17 protein-coding genes are annotated in these 18,445 nt (G+C 43.5%); 4 read left to right on the forward strand and 13 right to left on the reverse strand.

Annotated features, from left to right (window positions below):
• Nucleotides 1-72: 72 nt before the first annotated feature.
• The 6 genes from ABD894_RS07760 to ABD894_RS07785 form a co-directional block, all read right to left on the reverse strand.
• Nucleotides 73-831 (reverse strand): alpha/beta fold hydrolase, encoded by a 759-nt coding sequence (locus tag ABD894_RS07760; protein ID WP_345210437.1) that lies wholly within the window; start codon nucleotides 829-831, stop codon nucleotides 73-75.
• Nucleotides 832-875: 44 nt separating this feature from the next.
• Nucleotides 876-1,331 carry an organic hydroperoxide resistance protein gene (locus ABD894_RS07765; RefSeq protein WP_345210438.1) on the reverse strand — a complete coding sequence of 152 codons (456 nt, stop codon included), beginning with the start codon at nucleotides 1,329-1,331 and terminating at the stop codon, nucleotides 876-878.
• 17 nt (nucleotides 1,332-1,348) lie between these two features.
• Nucleotides 1,349-1,783 carry a MarR family winged helix-turn-helix transcriptional regulator gene (locus ABD894_RS07770; RefSeq protein WP_345210439.1) on the reverse strand — a complete coding sequence of 145 codons (435 nt, stop codon included), beginning with the start codon at nucleotides 1,781-1,783 and terminating at the stop codon, nucleotides 1,349-1,351.
• 333 nt (nucleotides 1,784-2,116) lie between these two features.
• On the reverse strand, nucleotides 2,117-3,037 hold the full coding sequence (locus tag ABD894_RS07775; RefSeq protein ID WP_345210440.1) for a helix-turn-helix domain-containing protein: 921 nt from the start codon (nucleotides 3,035-3,037) through the stop codon (nucleotides 2,117-2,119).
• Between the two features lie 18 nt (nucleotides 3,038-3,055).
• On the reverse strand, nucleotides 3,056-3,982 hold the full coding sequence (locus ABD894_RS07780; protein ID WP_345210441.1) for an SDR family oxidoreductase: 927 nt from the start codon (nucleotides 3,980-3,982) through the stop codon (nucleotides 3,056-3,058).
• A gap of 24 nt (nucleotides 3,983-4,006) precedes the next feature.
• Nucleotides 4,007-4,897, reverse strand: a complete 891-nt coding sequence (locus ABD894_RS07785; protein ID WP_345210442.1) for an SDR family oxidoreductase — start codon at nucleotides 4,895-4,897, stop codon at nucleotides 4,007-4,009.
• Between the two features lie 171 nt (nucleotides 4,898-5,068).
• Here ABD894_RS07785 and ABD894_RS07790 point away from each other — a divergent pair, with 171 nt between their 5' ends.
• Nucleotides 5,069-5,215 carry an SDR family NAD(P)-dependent oxidoreductase gene (locus ABD894_RS07790; protein WP_425562929.1) on the forward strand — a complete coding sequence of 49 codons (147 nt, stop codon included), beginning with the start codon at nucleotides 5,069-5,071 and terminating at the stop codon, nucleotides 5,213-5,215.
• On the forward strand, nucleotides 5,212-5,364 hold the full coding sequence (locus ABD894_RS07795; RefSeq protein ID WP_345210443.1) for a helix-turn-helix domain-containing protein: 153 nt from the start codon (nucleotides 5,212-5,214) through the stop codon (nucleotides 5,362-5,364). The genes ABD894_RS07790 and ABD894_RS07795 overlap by 4 nt, the downstream gene beginning before the upstream one ends.
• Nucleotides 5,365-5,392: 28 nt before the next feature.
• On the opposite strand, the gene ABD894_RS07800 is transcribed toward ABD894_RS07795, so the two are convergent.
• The 3 genes from ABD894_RS07800 to ABD894_RS07810 all read right to left on the reverse strand — a co-directional run bounded on the left by ABD894_RS07800 (nucleotide 5,393) and on the right by ABD894_RS07810 (nucleotide 8,080).
• Nucleotides 5,393-6,589 carry an FAD-dependent oxidoreductase gene (locus ABD894_RS07800; protein WP_345210444.1) on the reverse strand — a complete coding sequence of 399 codons (1,197 nt, stop codon included), beginning with the start codon at nucleotides 6,587-6,589 and terminating at the stop codon, nucleotides 5,393-5,395.
• Between the two features lie 79 nt (nucleotides 6,590-6,668).
• A complete protein-coding gene (locus tag ABD894_RS07805) occupies nucleotides 6,669-7,526 on the reverse strand; it encodes a helix-turn-helix domain-containing protein (RefSeq protein WP_345210445.1) in 858 nt (285 codons plus the stop codon).
• A gap of 188 nt (nucleotides 7,527-7,714) precedes the next feature.
• Entirely contained in the window at nucleotides 7,715-8,080 is a 366-nt protein-coding gene (locus tag ABD894_RS07810) for a winged helix-turn-helix transcriptional regulator (protein ID WP_345210446.1), read from the reverse strand.
• Nucleotides 8,081-8,182: 102 nt separating this feature from the next.
• Between ABD894_RS07810 and ABD894_RS07815 the strand changes: the two genes are divergently transcribed.
• Both ABD894_RS07815 and ABD894_RS07820 read left to right on the forward strand, forming a co-directional pair.
• On the forward strand, nucleotides 8,183-8,938 hold the full coding sequence (locus tag ABD894_RS07815) for an SDR family NAD(P)-dependent oxidoreductase (protein WP_345210447.1): 756 nt from the start codon (nucleotides 8,183-8,185) through the stop codon (nucleotides 8,936-8,938).
• Nucleotides 8,939-8,960: 22 nt separating this feature from the next.
• On the forward strand, nucleotides 8,961-9,956 hold the full coding sequence (locus tag ABD894_RS07820; RefSeq protein WP_345210448.1) for an SDR family NAD(P)-dependent oxidoreductase: 996 nt from the start codon (nucleotides 8,961-8,963) through the stop codon (nucleotides 9,954-9,956).
• A 138-nt stretch (nucleotides 9,957-10,094) separates the two neighbouring features.
• Here ABD894_RS07820 and ABD894_RS07825 read toward each other — a convergent pair whose 3' ends face one another.
• The 4 genes from ABD894_RS07825 to ABD894_RS07840 all read right to left on the reverse strand — a co-directional run bounded on the left by ABD894_RS07825 (nucleotide 10,095) and on the right by ABD894_RS07840 (nucleotide 18,410).
• The gene (locus ABD894_RS07825; RefSeq protein WP_345210449.1) at nucleotides 10,095-11,735 is read right to left on the reverse strand and encodes a calcineurin-like phosphoesterase C-terminal domain-containing protein; all 1,641 of its coding nucleotides are present in this window, start codon (nucleotides 11,733-11,735) and stop codon (nucleotides 10,095-10,097) included.
• 18 nt (nucleotides 11,736-11,753) lie between these two features.
• Nucleotides 11,754-13,178, reverse strand: coding sequence for a DUF3863 domain-containing protein (locus ABD894_RS07830; RefSeq protein ID WP_345210450.1), 1,425 nt, complete (start codon nucleotides 13,176-13,178; stop codon nucleotides 11,754-11,756).
• Nucleotides 13,179-13,258: 80 nt separating this feature from the next.
• Nucleotides 13,259-14,923, reverse strand: a complete 1,665-nt coding sequence (locus ABD894_RS07835) for a RagB/SusD family nutrient uptake outer membrane protein (protein WP_345210451.1) — start codon at nucleotides 14,921-14,923, stop codon at nucleotides 13,259-13,261.
• 28 nt (nucleotides 14,924-14,951) lie between these two features.
• Nucleotides 14,952-18,410: a SusC/RagA family TonB-linked outer membrane protein gene (locus ABD894_RS07840; protein WP_345210452.1), complete on the reverse strand. Its 3,459-nt coding sequence runs from the start codon at nucleotides 18,408-18,410 to the stop codon at nucleotides 14,952-14,954.
• Between the last annotated feature and the right edge of the window lie 35 nt (nucleotides 18,411-18,445).

The following is an 18,445-nucleotide window of genomic DNA, read 5'->3' on the forward strand; positions in this document are numbered from 1 at the left end:
AAAAAAACAGGCACATCTCCAATGGAGATGTGCCTGTTTTTTTCGATATACCGAAACTTAAAGCTTCAATTATTATTTAGCGCTGTTGGCAGCTTCTTCAATAATGCTTGTTACTTGTTTGGCGTGCGATATCATCACAACGTGGCTGGCTTCTATTTCAGTTGTTTTGGCTTTTATTCTTTTCGCCATAAAGCGTTCCAGTTCGGGGTTAATGGCTTTGTCGCTTTTGGCTACTATGTACCAGCTTGCTTTGGTTTTCCAGGCTGGTTCACCGCTTTTGTCGCCAAATACGGTTTGTGATGCCGGGGTTTGTGTAGCATAAATGGCGGCTTGTTGTGCAGCGGTCAAATCTTGCGCGAATACGGTTTCAACACCGGTTTTCGATAGGTAGATAAAACCATCCTGTGGTTCAAAATAGTCTGCCAGTTTAACAGCCGGGCCATTTGCCGATAGGGTAGGTACGGTTTCGCCCAAATCTGGCACCAGCGCGGCAACATAAACAAGTCCTGCCACTTTAGGATCATTACCGGCCTGGGTGATCACAAAGCCACCCCATGAATGGCCTACCAGTATTACTTTTCCTTTAGCACGTGCAATAGCCCTTTTGGTAGCGGCAACATCATCGGCCAACGAAGTAATAGGGTTTTGTACCGAAATTACAGGGTAACCTTTTGCCTGAAGGGCTGTGATCTGGTCGGCCCATGAAGAACCATCGGCCCAAATACCGTGAACAAAAATGATGGTTGGTTTAGCGTTTGTTGCCTGTGCGTTTACTTGTAAACCGCCTATTAATAAGGCAAATATGATGGATAATATTCTGAAAGTTTTCATTGTTGTGATAAATTAAATATGTGTTTGTGATGAAATGATGTTGATTAATTAGCTGCGGCGAATTCTTCGGCGCTTAAAGTGGTAGTGGTTAAAGTAACCTCTATGTTACCTCGTGTAGCGTTAGAGTACGGACAAACCTGGTGAGCTTTTTCAACCAAGGCATTAGCTGTATCCTGGTCAACATCGGGCACGTTAACGGCCAAAGTAACTACAAGCGCGAAGCCACCCGCGTTGTTAGAGCCGATACCTACACTTGCCCTAACGCTGGTTGTACCGGTTGTTGCTTTTTCGTTTTTTATAACGAGGTTAAGCGCGCTATCAAAACAAGCAGAATAGCCTGCGGCAAATAATTGTTCGGGGTTGGTATATGCACCGCCCGCGCCGCCTAATTCTTTAGGCATCCTAACGTCAAGGTCGAGTACGTTATCTGATGAAACTACGTGACCGTTTCTGCCGCCTGTAACGGTGGCTGTTGCTGTATAAATTGCTTTTACTGACATGATTATTGGTTTTTGTATTATTTATTATTTTGTTTAGTTCGTTCAAGTATAATGTTGATGCTGTCGCGCAGGGCACCCATTTCTTCAATGGTAAGGCCAAGGCTGCATTTAAAAGATTCGGGCACGTTCGCCGCTTTTTCTTTTAGGTCGGCCCCGTTTTGCGTAAGGCTTATCATTACCACGCGCTCGTCTTCGCGGCTTCTGCTGCGGTTAACCAGTTTCTTACTTTCCAATTTTTTCAACAACGGGGTAAGCGTTCCCGAATCAAGCAACAGCTTTTCACCTATCTCTTTAACCGATAACTCGCGGTGTTCCCAAAGTAGCATCATCACCAGGTATTGCGGATAAGTAACATCAATACCATCTAAAATGGGTTTGTAATGTGCCGTTAGCACCCTTGATAGGGCGTACACCGGGAAACATGCTTGGTTTTCTAATTTTAAGTAATCCATCTCTTGCTGATTGTTGAACAAATATACATTGAGTAAAATTAAATTGTATACAATTTAATTTTACTTGACAATCTGATTACATTGAGCTTTTACAAATAGCCATGATAGTTTGTATAACTGATAAGTGTTAAATAAATATCAGAGCATAAAAGCGAAACAAGGAAATCAATATATCACACGAAATAATAAGTATAACCTGCAATACGGATATCATTATGCACGGTTTGAAAGGATATCTATTTGTTAATCAATAGACTTATTTCCCCGGTAACCTGACAAACGTTTAATTGATTGTTAAGAATGAAGAATGTTTTCGGGTTTGAACAGTTGGGTTCAATTAAAAGAATGCCTGAATTCCAGCGGGGATAGGGCTGTTTTTGTCTTGAATAGTTTACTGAAAGATTGCAGGTGTTCAAAACCCAGCTCATAAGCTATCTCACTAACAGAAAGATTGGTGGTTGAAAGTTTCTCCTTTGCCAGTTCTATCAGTTTGTTGTGCAAATGCTGCTGGGTATTTTGGCCTGTGAGTGATTTGAGAAGGCCGCTCAGGTAACCCGGTGAAATATTTAAGTTTTCGGCAATGTAAGTAACACTGGGTAAGCCTTTTTGAGCAAGCGCACCGCTGCTAAAGTAATTGCTAAGCAGGTTTTCCAGCTTTATAAGTATCTCATGGCTCGCAATTTTACGAGTGATGAATTGCCTTTGGTAAAATCTTTCCGAATAGGTGAGTAATAGTTCCAACTGGGCAATGATAACGCTTTGGCTAAACCGGTCGATATTGGCATGGTACTCCTGCTCAATATTTTGGGCTATGGTGGTGAGCATGGTTTCTTCCTTGTCAGATAAGTAAAGCGCCTCGTAAACCGAATAGTTGAAAAACTCGTATTGTTTGATGTTTTTGGCCAGCGGGGTATTCCATAAAAAGTCAGGATGAATTAATATCATCCAGCCTTCGGGGCGGTGCATTACACTGCCCTTCTCAATTTCTACCCCAAAAACCTGGCCCGGCGACATGAAAAAAAGTACGCCTTCATCAAAATCACTGGCTTGCTGGCCATATTTAAATTTGGCATTTTTTACCCTTTTCATCGATATTGAATAAAAATCATAGATCAAACTGAACGCACCCTCGGCCAGGGGCTTGTTCAGTTCGTCCATGTGTACCAGGCTGATGAGCGGGTGTGCCGGTTTAGGCAGGCCCGCGGCCCGGTGATATTCGGTAATTGTATGAAAATGGAAAAGCTGCCCGTTCATAGTAAAACTTAAAGTTCGTTATTTTTTATGATAAGCTGCGGCAAACTCTTTGGCGAAATCAGCGAGTTTAACCTTACCCATTTTGGGCTGATGGTTGTGAAAGTTCTCCATCGTTTTGCCGCTGTGCATAGCTGCCTGCATTTCTACCAGGGTTTCTGCCAGCTTTTCCGGCACTTTGGCCATCTTTAGTCCCCGTAACATTTCTTTATTTGTAAGTAGTACCCATTTTAACCAGGGCTTACCCACCGCACTGCCAATTATCTTTGCAGCTTCATTACAGGTCATTTCCTCACTGCCTACGTAGCGGATGTTGTTTTCACCGGGTGATAACAGTAATTCCTCCGCAACCGCATCCGCGATATCCTTTGGGGACACGAAAACGATACGGTCTTCGCCGCCATAGTTGCCCATCAGCAAGCCTGTTTTGCCGGTTAGCAAAGCCCAAAGGCCGGAGTAGCGCAGCGTAAGGAATTTACCGATAAAGCCTTTGCCTTTTATCAGATCTATAGATTGATAGAAGTTGGTATAAAATGCCGCAGGCCGCATAATAGTAATAGAAGCATCCAGTTCATTAAACAAGTGCTCTACATTTTCGGCTTTAACCAAATCTGCCGCCCATCCGCTCATGAGTACTATCCGTTTGGTACCGGCTGCTTTAAGAGCCTGCACATAATTTTGTGCCATACGGTGCAGATAATCACCCAGATCAGGCTCTGTAAAACTCAGAGGAATCATGGCGTAAACTGCATCCGCACCTTTAAAAGTAGCTGTAAGGAAAGTTGTATCTGAAATAGAACCAATTGCAGCCGAAGCTCCTGATGCCTCAATAGCTGCCTGTTTTTTGATGTCGCTGCTAATTACAATAACATTATTACCCTGCGCAATTAACATTTCAGTTAACGGTTTACTGATATTCCCTAAAGAGCCTGTTACAATAATTTTCATCTTTTCATTTGGTTTTACAACGGGTTATTTGGTATAAATACCATTTTCAATATCGGTAAGCAAAGTGGCATGTGTTGGGTGCCAATGCAATTGCTCTTGTGTGTATGTGCTTGATGTAGGGCAGTCTATCGCGGCCATGTGACCAAACCAGCCAAAGTGTTCGGCAACCGCTTCGGGCGCTATCGAAATCACCGGGATGTTCAGTTGTTTGCCTATGGCTTCGGCTATTGTTTTAACAGTGATAGCTTCTTCGGCAGCGCCATGAAAACGGGCTCCCGGTGTTGCATTCTCTAAAGCCAGTCTGTATAAACGGGCGGCGTCCAGCCGGTGCACAGCATTCCATTGATTAAGTCCTTCGCCAATATATGCTGAAACGCCTTTGTCGCGGGCAATATTAACGAGTATGGGTATAAAGCCATGTTTGTCATCATCGCCATGTACTGATGGCGATAAGCGCACCACCGATGCACGCACGCCCACTGTTGCCAACGCATCTGCCGCTTGTTCTGAAGCCCGTGGCCAGGCCGGGTTGAACGGCGGAATGATATCTTCAGTAGCCAGCTTTCCGGGGCTTACCAGTGCTGTACCCGAGGTAACAATAAGAGGACGGTTAGTACCAGCCAGTACCTGGCCAATGGTTTCAATAGCTACTTTATCTACTTGGCAAACTTCATCGAAGCGGGTAAAATCATGAATGAATCCGGCATGGATCACGCCATCTGCCTGTGCTGCACCGCTGCGCAGACTTTCAAGATCTTCCAGATCGCCCCGGTGCACTTCGGCACCTGCATCTATCAGTTTTTGGGCTGATGCATCTGAACGGGCCAGTCCTAACACCTCGTGACCGGCTCCTATTAACTCCTGCACAATGGCAGTACCTATGAAGCCTGTGGCTCCTGTAACAAATACGCGCATAATTGATTTATTTTGTTAGTACAAAGATGAAGGCGATTGCCCGCCGAAATTTATCCAAATCAGCTTTTGATTTAGCCAAAACCTTAAAAAGCATACAAACATCCTGAATTTGTATTACCTGTACCCCGTGTTTTGAACTGACCTTTGAGTTATTATATAAAACATAAAACAATGAAAAAAACTATTTTAATAACAGGGGCCAGCAGCGGTATAGGCGCGGCCACTGCACAATTATTTTTAAGTAAAGGCTGGAATGTAGCGATCTGCTTAAAAAAGAAACCGGCAAAAATACCCAGGACCATATTCACTTTTATGTGATAGAGGAAGCCAAAAATTTGTTGCTCGGTACTGATAGATCTGTTGGCGAAATAGCCTATGCTTTAGGGTTTGAATATCCGCAGTATTTTAATAAACTATTTAAGCAGAAAACCGGAAGAACACCTGTTGAATTTCGCAGTATGAATTAAATGGCAGATTCTGCGGTAATGATGTTTATCAATCTTTTGAAGGCTCCGTTTGATTAAGCTGCACTAAGAGTTTTCTTATAGATTCTTCAGTAGGGGAGGCAAAGTCTTTTATACCTTCAATTGCCTCTTGCCCTAATATAGCAGCTTTGGCCAGCATACGTTTCTCGTATGCAGCAATAGCCGCTTGTAAACTTTCAAATTCACCGTTGGTTAAACACTCGCTTAAATCCAGGGCATCCAGCATTGCTGTGTTAACACCTTCGCCTGATGGCGGCATTAAGTGAGCGGCATCGCCAATAAGTGTGATGTTAGCTTTTGCATCCCAATGCTGATCTAAAGGAAAATAATTCAATGGCCTGGGAACAAATTTGGTGCATGCTTTAAAAAGTGTAAAAAATATGGGGTTCCAATCTTCGTAATAATCAACTAAATAGGCAAATACCTCGTTGCTGGTGTTAAAGTTAATACCGCTGGTTGTAACCCAGTTTTCTGGGTATAATGATGCCGCGTAAAATGTTAACCCGCCATCGCCTCTTGGTTGCGCGGCTATGGTTTTTCCGGTTCCCATGGCAATCAAGTTGCCTTTGTTAACCAATCTGTAAATTTCGGGGCATGCAGTTTCAGGATTCTCTATTTCGCCCTGAATGATGGTAGCACCCGAATAAAGCGCTTTAATATCTGTTACATAAGGCCTGATTTTTGACCGGTAACCGTCTGCCCCAATCACTATATCCGCGGTAGCTGTTGTGCCATTTTTAAACCGAAGTTGCCACGTATCATTTACCTGTACCATATTTTCCAATTGACTATCCCAAACAATTGTATCCTGCAGCAGTGAATGTGCCAAAACATTTCTTAACGCGCCCCTGTCAATCTCCGGCCTGAAGTGTTCATTGCCGAAATCGTCATTAATTTCCAGGCTATGTTCATCAAGGTATATGTTCGCATCTTTATCAACCATGCGGTATTTATCGGCACCCTGCATATAGCTTGCTTTAAAAGCATCCATCAAGCCTGCGGCTTCCATAACTTTAAGGCCCGAATCAAAGTGTAAATCTACTATGGCTCCCTGTACCCGTGCTTCACTGCTAAAATCCCTTTCATATACTTTTACGTTTGCGCCTTTAAGTTGTAATAGCCTGGCTAATGTTAAACCGCCGGGGCCGCCACCTACTATGGCTATTTGTTTATTTTGTAATAGATATATTGCTTTTGATGTTTCCATTTTTTACCTTCTTTTTAATGAAGACAAAGGAACACGTTATGGTAGGTGTACACAATGCAGATACGCAGTGAGTATAGCACTAATCGAAGTTTTTGCTTCGGAAGCTTAATGGTGTCATTCCCGTTGTTTTAACAAACAAACGCGTAAAATAAGAGTAATCATCGTAGCCCAATTCAACGGCAATCTCTTTTACAGATCTGTTGGAGTGGAAAAGTAACCGTTTTGCCTCTAAAACAACACGTTGCTGTATTTGATAAGAAACGGAATGCCCGGTAGTGTTTTTAACACACTCGTTTAAATACGGCGTAGATATGTTTAATTGTTTAGCATAAGCTGTGGGGCTTTTCACCGTTGTAAAATGATGCTCCAAAGCTAATTTAAATGCCTTGGTGATCACCTCGAATCGCGAAAAACTATCGGTTGTTTTAGCTTGTGCTAAATACTGGGAGATAACCAATGCTACCAATGTATTACAGCTTTCTTTTAGAATAGCATCAAATAATTTTTCGTGTTTTCTTTCAGCAAGTTTAATACACAGTGAAGCGGTTTCTGAAATAATTGATAGTGTCTCCGCTGTTAAAGTTAAAGCGTTCACGGGGGTAAGGCTATCCAAAATATTTATATACTCGGGGTGCAGGTTTTCATTAGTGATGATCCAGCTGCTTGTCGTCGCATTTTCAAACGCTATTAAACGGTGTATTTGACTGGGATTTATATATATAATGGAAGATGCTTCTATATGGTGTATTTGAAAGTCGATTTCAATATGGGTGGTCCCTTGCTCCTGTAGTATGAATAAATGGCCGTTATCCCGGTGCGACCGTTCAACTTCTTTAGTGTTGGGTAATCCGTTAAACGATGTTCTGGCAATGTATATTCCTTCCCTTGTTCCGGCAGGCAGGGTGTTTTCAGGAATATGTTTGCTTCTTTTCTGCATTGTATACATGCAAAGATAGCTTTTTACGATATCGGTTTGAGCTGATCAGCCGGTTTGCCAATGACTTGAGTTACTTTCAGTGATAAATTGTGCACAGATGCCTGGGGTTTTCGCGATACTAAAATTAACCACTTTTTTATTGAAATTCCCCGATAAAACAGTGGTTAATACTATTGGTTAAAAGTGAATTATTCCTGTTGATTTTTACCGGTAACTTCTTTTCTATGCTCCATTCCCCAGGCAGTAAGATTATCAATAATGGTTTTTAGCGTTTTGCCGTGTTTGGTAAGCTCATACTGAACGGTGATGGGGTGTGTATCTAAAACGGTACGCTCAATTAATTTATTAATTTCCAGCTCTTTTAACTCCTTGCTTAGCATTTTGTTAGAAATACCGGTTACATCATTCAGTATATCAGAAAATCTTCTTTTGTTATAATGGCAAATAGATGAGATGATATATATCTTCCACTTTCCGTTCAGCACATCCATGGCGTCGTGAACAGCCATCATCTCTTTTTTACGATCTGTTTGAAATTCCGGTTTGCACTCCATAGGTTACTTTGTTACTTCAAGGTTACTGTTACTTTTTGATACAAAGTTACCAAAATATATTTTAACGCTATAGTTTTGCAGCTCAAACATCAGATAAATAAAATGAATAAACTAAAAAACAAAGTAGCTATAGTTACAGGCGCATCAAAAGGAATAGGCGCGGCTATAGCTAAATATTATGCGGCAGAAGGCGCAAAAGTGGTTGTAAACTATGCATCAAGTAAAGATGGTGCGGATAAGATTGTTAAAGAAATAACCGATAATGGCGGTACCGCTATCTCGTTACAAGCCGACGTATCGAAAGAAGCAGACGTGATTCGTTTGTTTGAAGAAACAATAAATGTCTTCGGCGCATTGGATATATTGGTAAATAATGCCGGTGTGTATAACTACGAACCCATAGAAGCCGTATCGGAAGCTACTATAACAGCGCACTTGAACATAAATATACTTGGCCCTGTGCTAACAATTCGCGAAGCTGTAAAGCTATTTGGTGATAAAGGTGGGAACATCATCAACATTAGTTCGGTAGCAGGTAAATTGCCAATGGCGACAGGATCAGTATATTCTGCAACAAAGGCGGCTTTAGATGCAATTACTGTTTCTCTGTCAAAAGAATTTGGTGGAAGAAATATACGGATAAACTCCATTTTGCCCGGTTCTGTAGAAACCGAAGGTACACATAGTTCCGGTGTTATGGGAAGCGATTTTGAGAAGGTATTAATTGCTAATACACCATTTGGACGTATGGGGCAGCCTGATGACATTGCGAAAGTGGCCTTATTCCTCGCGTCTGATGAAGCCGCGTGGATAACCGGAGAAAAGATCTCAGTTTCAGGCGGTATTTATGGGTTTTAATCAGTCAATAATTTAAATAAAAATGGCACAAAATAATTATGAAGGAGCGTTACAGAAACCGATAGGTTCTGGTTTTAACGCAGCATCAACCACAAATGATGTAATAAAAGGGATTGATCTTAAAGGAAAGATCGCCATTGTGACAGGTGGTAATACAGGTATTGGTTTGGAAACTGTAAAAACGCTTTCTAATGCCGGCGCAACAGTTATTGTACCAGCCAGGGATGTTGACAAGGCAAAGAAAAATCTGCAGGGAATTACTAATGTTGAAATTGAAGAACTGGACCTTAGCAATACGGTTTCCGTTGATGCTTTTGCCGGCAAATTTTTGGCTTCGGGGAGGCCATTGCATTTGCTTATTAACAACGCGGGTATTATGTTTGTACCCTTGCGTCGTGATGCAGAGGGGAACGAATCGCAGCTTGCTACTAACTACCTGTCGGTATTTCGGCTTACTGCCAAACTGTGGGATGCGTTGAAAAAAACGGATAGCGCCAGGGTGATCAACGTTTCATCCCTTGGTCACCATTTTGCACCTTTCAATTTTGATGACCCCAATTTTAAATATCACGATTACGAAACATTGCAAGCCTACGGGCAATCAAAAACTGCTGTCAATCTGTTTTCGCTCGAACTGGACAATCGCGCTAAAGCATTCGGTGTAAGAGCATACTCGTTGCACCCGGGTAATATATGGGGAACAGAATTGGCCCGGGAAGCACCAATAAAAATATTACAGCAATTTGGTTTTTTAGATGACAAAGGGAATCCTGTACCGGAAGTTATCGATTCGCTTAAAACCATACCGCAAGGTGCTGCTACAACTGTATGGGCAGCCACAAGTGCTTTGTTAAACGAAATAGGAGGTGTATACCTTGAAGATGTTGATATAGCGAATTTAGCGGCTGATCCGGCAGTGCCTAATGGTGTAAAATTATATTCCTTAAATGAAGCCGCTGCTAAACAATTATGGGAATTGACCGAAGAGCTAACGGGCGTTACATTTAATTTTAATTGATTCATGCGCGTAACATAAGTATATGATGTAATACTTTTAGAGCAGGCCTCAACTGTTACCGTAAGAAAAGCAAAAGCCTCCAAATGATTTATTTAGAGGCTTTTGCTTTTATAGGAAACCGTTTTTTGTACCCTTCATTTAGTATATTGGTGGATATGGCTTAGGCTCGTCAACACGTATAGCTTTCTCGCTTGTAAACGTGCGGCCAAAAAGATCGGTAGCGCGAATGTGCAAAGTATGATTGCCTACCGGTAATTCGGTGCTCACACTACCCTTCCACAGGTGCGATGATACTTCGGCATTTGACGGCCGTCTTCCCGGCATCAAATCATTAGTTAAATCCCAATGCAGATATGCTTCGTAATAACTTGGGTCAATGGTTTCTACGCGCCTTAGGGCTGTCCATTCTGTTTCACCGTCAACACGGTATTCTACTTTGCTGCTTTCGGTTCCCATAAAAAAATTCACAAAAAAATCAGCCCGGGTATCCTTTCTGTGCCCTATTACCTTGGGCGCAAAAATGTTCATCTGATAGTCGGAGGGTTTTCCGGCCACTTTATAATCTATTGAATAGTTATTGCCGTTCAGGTTTAAAAACGCGTAGCCTTTTTCGGTGCCATCCCTCATGGTGGCGTAGGGCACATTGTTTTTATCCAATTCGCCCGAATACCAGTCGCCAGATGTTGTACCGGCATTGTATTCATGGAGTTTATCGTCTTGCAGCCAGCCTTCTTCTTTGGTGTAAAAGTTTTGTTTTTGCAAATGAGTATGGCCCGAAAGCATCAAAACATGTTTATGATTTTTCAAAAACCCGAACAGCTTTACCCTGTCGGCAGTGCGAAATGCACGTCCGCCGTAATCTTTCATCGGGATATGGAACGCCAGTACGATCAATTTGGCGGTATCGGTATTCGCAACATCGTTCTTTACAAACTCCAACTGATCGGGTCGTAAACCGGCCCAGTAACCACTGTTCTTTCTCGGGTCGGGAGCCAGGATGTCATCCAGCACAATAAAATGGGCGCTACCGTATTCAAACGCATAGTTAGCCGGACCAAATACAGCCTCATAACTCTCATCAGAAAGGGAATCCAGCCCGGTATCAAAGTTGAGATCGTGATTGCCCACCATGTTATACCACGGGATACCGAGGGTGGCCATCTCCCGCTTATAATCAGCAAACAGGTGCAGGTTGTCGCCAACCAGATCACCCAGGCTCATACCGAAAGCAACATTTTTAACACCCTTAACCTCTTCAAGGATACCTTTGCGAAACCAGTCGAGATCCTGCTGCGAATATACCTGCGGGTCGCCGAATATAAGTGCCCTGAACTGCTTGGGTTCGTTCTTAGGCACTAAGGCGAAGTTGATTTCTTTAGGCAGCGGCCCGGTTGGCGCCACACCCGGATATTTCATTGACGCGGGCGAACCACCGGGTTTATGAATATAATAATATTTAGGCAACATGGCCGAGTCAACCGGTACAGCATAGCCCGACGGTTTGATAACGAAAAAGATATTATCATTACCCGCAGGTAGTTTGTATTGTCCGTTTTTATCGGTTTTTACCACCTGTATACCATTACTTACCGCTATGTTGGGTATCCCGGTTTCACGGGTATCTTTTTTACCATTGCCGTTTTTATCTACATACACAAAACCGGTAGCCGTTTGTGCCATAACGGCGCTTAAATGTAAAATGCCGAACAGGGCTATGAGAGAAAGCTTATACATGCCCCGGCATTTTGGTATATTTATTTTTGATATTTCAATTTTCATAAGGGGTTTTATAACCGATTAAAACAGATCGGGATAATACTTTTTAATAAGCGCCTGATCATCGGCAGATAGCTCGCTCAACAGCTTAGGAGTATCCTGCGGGCGCAAACCTTTCTGGTTGATCACATTGATCAGGCTCCAGTCTTTAGCAGGTTTATTGGGCATAGGGTCGGCGGGTTCTTTGGCAGGCAGATCATAACGTGTAAAATCAATAACATACGTTGGCGATGCTTTTTTGTGCCAGTCGCGCTGCAATGCCAGCCTGAAACTTTTGTTCATGAACCATTTAAGTTCGAGGTTATTATACGAGTCGCCCAGGCCCGATCCCCTTTCAATGAATTTATAGTTCCAGTCGTTAGTTTTGTGTGCATTGCGCCATAGCGTACCAAATTCGCCAAAGGATACAAAGCGGGTATCGGGCCAGCGTTTTTTGGTATCGGTTACCCACATTTCCATGGCTTTGCAAATAAACTCCTGGCCAAACTCATGCACCAGTTGTTCTTCCCAAATGTTGGTAACCCAGGCAAAACCATTCTGCTTAAAGCCTTCATCAAAATGAATAGCCTCGGTGTGCATCACCTCACGGTGACCAAGATCAAGCCCCCAGCCTTTATAGGTTTCAATAGGGCCAACACCACGGCGGCTGTTAAAACCTTCAATACCATGCCCCATAGCGCCACTGCGGCGGGCACAAATAAAATCCATCGTCCAGCCATCCAGGTTCACACAATCAATAAAATCTTTTGGTCCCTGGGCGGGCTTGCAAAAGTGTTCGGCAGATGGATAAAAAGGATACGATGGCGAACCATCGGCCCCGCCGCCGTCTATATTATGCTGGCTCCATATAGTTGCATGCGCTACATGGATGTTTTCTTTTTCGGCCAGGTATTTCAGGTTATCGGCAGATAAAAACCCACCGATGATTGATTTGGGGCGATAACCGACGCCAACCATTTTACTGATGATGTTTATAGCCTCTGTCATTTCGCGGTTTACGCGCTCGCGGGGTAAATACATAGCCGGGAAATAGCCCGGGAAATAAGATACCTCATCGCCATATTTTTTTTGGCAGGCCACCACATATTCGCGTATTTGTTTGTAGTTCTCCCGCTTATCTTCAAGCGCATTAAGGGTAAAGCCCCATGTTAAACGCCCATCAGGATTGTTTTTAGCGAAAGCCTCACGCAAAGCACGTGTACCGGCAAGGGTATGCCAATCGCCTTCGTCGCGCGGGTGCAGTTTCACATCGCGCGACACCTCCCAGGGTGTAGTGCGTATCATAATGCAAAGCGTTACAAAACGGTTGCCTTTCAAACTGTCGGCAGGCGGCCTTGTACCCGGCTGGGCAGCTTTTGCCGGTGATGCTTCAGCGCAAACTAATACAGTACCCCATATTAGTATTGCTTTAAATAAAAATTTGAAAAACAGTGTTTTATTTTTCATGGCTGATGTGTTATTACAGGTAAGAAAAAGTTGCCGGCATTGCCGGCAACTTTTTAATTAATTAGCAGAAAGGGAGGGGCTTATTGCCAGCCCGGATTGTTAGGCGCCAGGTTAGGGTTCAAAAACACCTCCGACGATGGCACCGGATAATAATAATGTTTAGGAGCAGTAAAGAAACGGCTGCTCGCCGGCTCTACAATCAGGAAACCCTGATCATCTACCAATCCCGGATTACCATTGTTAAGCACTTTTTTGGTTTCGTATTCGGTACCTTTATATTTAATACCCCTCAAAGGCTTAACCAGTTCTATCTCCGCGGTTTTCCAACGACGCAAATCATCGCGGCGGAAACCTTCAAAGGCAAGTTCTATAGTACGTTCGCGGCGAATCTCGGTAAGCATATCCAAACCATTGGCCTGTACAAAGCTGTTGGTAAGGCGGGGCATCTCTACCCCTTTACGCGCACGTATCATATTGATCGTTCTGTCGAGCAACGCATCGCTTACAGACCCACTTTTTTCAAAACTTGCTTCGGCCAATATAAGCAATACTTCGGCATAGCGTATAAGATGCACATCAAAGGTTGATTGGGTTGATAATGCCTTTATTTCGCCCATAAATTTCCATAGCTTGTAACCAGTGCGCGTTTCGGGACGTACCGAAAAATCGGGCACGCAGGTAAATGAACCTTCCGGACTCAGGAAGCTGGTTCCGGGTATAAGGATGGTTTGACGCATACGCGGGTCGCGATCCTGAAATTCATCTGCAATGTTCTGGTATCCTTTAAAACCCGAATTTGTTTTTTCAATAGGCAGGCCGGTGGTTTTAGATAAATACATATCAGCCAGCTTACGTGTTGGCGAACCGCGCCATCCCCAGTAAACAGAACTGCCCGTTGGGTGTGTACGGATATCCAGCTGGTACCTGTTGTCAAAAATAGACTCCGGCGAATCATCTCCGTTATCTATAAAAAGCTTACGATAGCTTTCGTCGCCCGCGCCTTCAAATAGTTTATAATCGCCAATGGCTATTACACGTTCGGCAGCATCAATTGCCTGATCCAGCAACTTAGGGCCATCGGCACGGTGCTGATGGTATTTGGCCCAGGTACCGGCAAACAAAGCTACACGCGCCTTTAAAGCTAAGGCTGCGCCCTGTGTAACGCGGCCAAGCTCAGTAGCTGCCAGCTGACTTTGTTTGGGTAATTTAGCGGCAGCCGTTTCCAGTTCCGCTAAAATAAAATCCTCAACCTCGGCTTGTGTTGCCCTTTTGCTGTATAACTCCGGCGATTGCGTAGTAAGCACCTTGGTTATGATGGGTACGCTGTTGAATTTTTTAAGTAAACGCCAGTAATTGTATGCTCTGAAAAAGTGTGCTTCGGCTACGTAACGCTCAATTTCTGCAGCATTGCCTGCATAAGTGGTGCTTTTTTCGAGTATCTTGTTACAATCGCGCAAATCTGCAAAGCGGTTGCTCCAATCGCCATCGTTACTGGGCGTGCTCCAGGTACCGTTACTTACGTTATTTGGGTTAAGCTCGTAAGAGATGTCGCTCTCTACCTCCAGCAAAGCTAAAGCTTCAACCGTGCTGTATAATTGGTTAGTAGCTTTCTGATAATCACTGGCGCTTTTCCAAAACTGACTGTCGTCAAGCTCATCTTTGGGCGATAAATTAATTTTCTGGCAACCTGATATTCCCATCAATAAAACGGAGGCGGTTACAATAATCGCAATATATTTCTTCATGTTATTTTAATAATTGTTGTTGTATAAATTAAAAAACTATACTTGCGCCAAACGAATAGTTACGGGTAAAAGGATAGCTCACATAGCTGCCGCTCTCTTCAGGATCCCAGCCGCCGGGCGCGTTATGAAACTCAAACAGATCTTCGCCGCTGAAGTACAGTCTGATCTTATCGATCTTCATTTTTTGCGTAAACCTTTTTGGTATGGTATAGCCTACCTGTAAATTTTTCATGCGTACGTAGGCCACATTATGTTTGGTATTGGTTGATACCGCATAATTGTATGAGCGTTTACCGGTAAGCGTAATTGCCGGGTATTTGGCATCAGTGCGTTCCGGGGTCCAGGTTTTGCCGTACCAGTACGAAGCCGACTGGAACCATGGCTGCGAGAACGGCATGCTGGCTTCACCCTCTAAAAACATAGTACGCTGGCCCACGCCTTGTATGAATGTGCTAAAGTCAAAACCCTTATAGCTTGCACCAAGGTTTAAACCAAAGTTATACCTTGGGTTAGTGTTGCCTAAATAGCGTGCATCGCCTTTACCGGGGCTGCCATCGCCAAGTACCGAAAGCCTGCCATCGCCATCCAGATCCTGGTATTTGGCATCGCCCACTTTAACTTCCGACTGTATGATACCCTCTTGCGGGAAACGGGCGCGGTAGGCGGCCAGTTCCTGTTCGTTTTGAATAATGCCGTCAAACACATAACCGAAGTAAGAGTTTGTTGAGTAACCCAGCGGCGTGCCGTTTAAGCCCAAACCTATCAGGTTATTACCTACCCTGCTGGCAACTTTGTTTTTGGCATCGCTTACGTTGGCACGTACCGAGTAAGAGAATTCGCCAACCTGATCTCGCCAGCCCAGGGCAACTTCCCAGCCTTTAATTTCTAAACGGCCGCTATTGGTAGCCGGTGCCGAAATACCCAGCATTGAAGGATACGATACCGGGATCAGCATATTCCTGTTCACTTTCCAGAAATAATCGAATGATCCGTACAACCTGTTTTTAAGTATGCTGAAATCAACACCTATATTTTTTGAAACTATTGTTTCCCAGCTGCGGTCGCCCGATACCAGGTTTGACTGGCGGGCCATTTGGCCACGTTGCGCGTTACCAAACGGATAGTAAGTACTGTTGATGGTAACCAGCTCGATATAATCATAAGGACCGATACCTGATTGATTACCCATTTCGCCATAAGAGCCCCTGAATTTCAGATCGTCAAATATGTTCAGGTTTTTCACAAACGATTCTTCGCCCACGCGCCACGTAGCATTTACACCCGGGAAATATCCCCAGCGTGAGCTTGGTGCAAAGCGCGAACTTCCGTCGGCACGTAAAGTAGCTTCAAGCAGGTATTTGTTAGCAAATGAATAGTTGAACCTCGAAAAGAATGAATTGATCGTCCAGGCATTGCCTTCGCTTGATGCGGTTTGATCCTGCGGGCTGCCCAAGTTAAGTGGCATGGCCTCCTGCTGATCGAAATTGATACGTTTGGCCCAAAAGCGATCGTAATTTGATGATTCGTTTGCCGCGCCCACCATTAAAGCCAAATCGTGCTTACCCAATGTCTTTTTATAATCGGCATATACTGTAAAGTTTTTATACAGCATTTTTGAGTAGTTACGCTCGGCGCTGTTAGGCCTGCGCGCTATACGGTGATTTACATTCTCCCAATTGTAGTTGTAAATCATTTTTTGAACAATGTAGTTATCGCCATCATTTTTACGCACTACAGCACGGCCGGTAATGTTAAAATCTTTACTGATCTTCCAGTTCAACTGGTTATTAACGGTTAGGTTACCGCCTGTTGATTGCGTGTTACCGCCCTCTTCCAATACCTGGGCCGGGTTATCAAAACCCTCAAAGGTGTAAAACCTGCCCGCCGGATTGTACATAGGCGCCCAGCTACGGGTTTTATAGATCAGCTCCCATAAATTTTGCCCGTAACCCAGTACCGATGAGTAATTACGATTGCTGGCCTCGTATGAAAAATTGAGGTCGTACTGAAGGTTTTGACGAAGCTCAACATTAGCCTTTGTTCTGATATAGTAACGCTTATCGTTATCAATACCAAACTTAGGCAAGCCCTGTTCAATTGGCGCACCTAACGATATGAGGTAAGAGTATTTATCGCCACCGCCCGAAAGACCCAGGTTGTAGTTTTGCAAACTACCGTTACCTATAATGTATTTGTTCCAGTCCTGATTTTTGTAAAACTTAGCATAGTTTGACCAACGGCCCCATTTAGTTAAGGGCTGTACAAGGTCGCTGCCTTCTTCAATTAGTTTCAACTCATCCTGCGTGTATTCAATAGGGAAAGAGCCGTCGGTAATTTCTAAGGCCATTGAAGCATGCTCGTACAGGCTGGCCGGTTTTTTTAATAATGCCGGTTTCTTTATAGCGTAAGAAGCATCAAGGTTGATCTTCAGGTCCTGGTTTCGTTTACCGGTTTTAGTGGTTATTAAAATAACACCGTCAGCGGCACGTGCACCATAAATGGCAGCAGTTCCATCCTTAAGTACCGATACATTCTCAATATCAGCAGGATTGATCAGGTTCAGATCACCTTCTGCACCATCTATCAAAACCAATGGCGAACCACCATTGATAGAAGACAGATCACGCACCCTAAGTGTAGGGCTGTTGCCGGGCGCACCGCCGTTACGTGTTACCGTAAGGCCTGGTATAACACCTTGCAACGCATTGGCCGCGTTACGTACAGGGCGTGCCTCAAAAGTTTTGGCATCGGTAGTGGCAACCGCGCCGCCAAGGTTAGCCCGTTTAATGGTGCCGTAACCAATAACTACCAGTTCGTTCAATGTTTGCGGGGCAGGGCGCATAACTATCTTTAAATCGGTAGTTTTAGCAGCCGTAAATTCTTGTGGTTCGTACCCTATAAAAGTGAAAGCAAGTATTGATCCTTCTTCTGTTTCAATAGTAAAACGTCCATCGGCATCGGTTACGGTACTTTGGGTACTGCCCTTTACTTTGATACTTACGCCGGGCATAGTTTCGTTAGTTTCGTCTCTTACAGTACCGGTTATTTTAACGGTTGCTTTTTGGCGGGTATCTTTATTAATTCCCGAATTGCTTTTATCAGCTAAACGTTCAACAGTAATGATGATCTGTTTGGCATCAACCTCGGTTACGGTACCATCATAACCTTCAAGTATTTTGTAAAATACTTTTTCAAGTACCTCGTTCTTTACTTTTAGAGTGATATGGCGCGTAGCATCAAACTTTTGTGAGTTATAAGCTACATAAAAACCGGTTTTACGCTCAATTGTTGCAATGATGTCAACAATGGCCTTATCCTGTTCGTTAAGCGTGATACGGGTATTTTTTAGTATTTGCAGGTTGAATTGAAGTTCGGCGAAAGAAGGGCACGAAAAACATAAAAGTGCAATTGAAAAAACCAGCGTAAACAGGCGTATCGTATTATTTTTTTGATTTTGTAAAAAGGCTTTACAATAATTATTTTGCATTTTTGAAGTAAGTTTTAATGATAAGAGATCTTAAA

It is taken from the genome of Mucilaginibacter gynuensis, assembly GCF_039541195.1.
Classification (GTDB): domain Bacteria; phylum Bacteroidota; class Bacteroidia; order Sphingobacteriales; family Sphingobacteriaceae; genus Mucilaginibacter; species Mucilaginibacter gynuensis.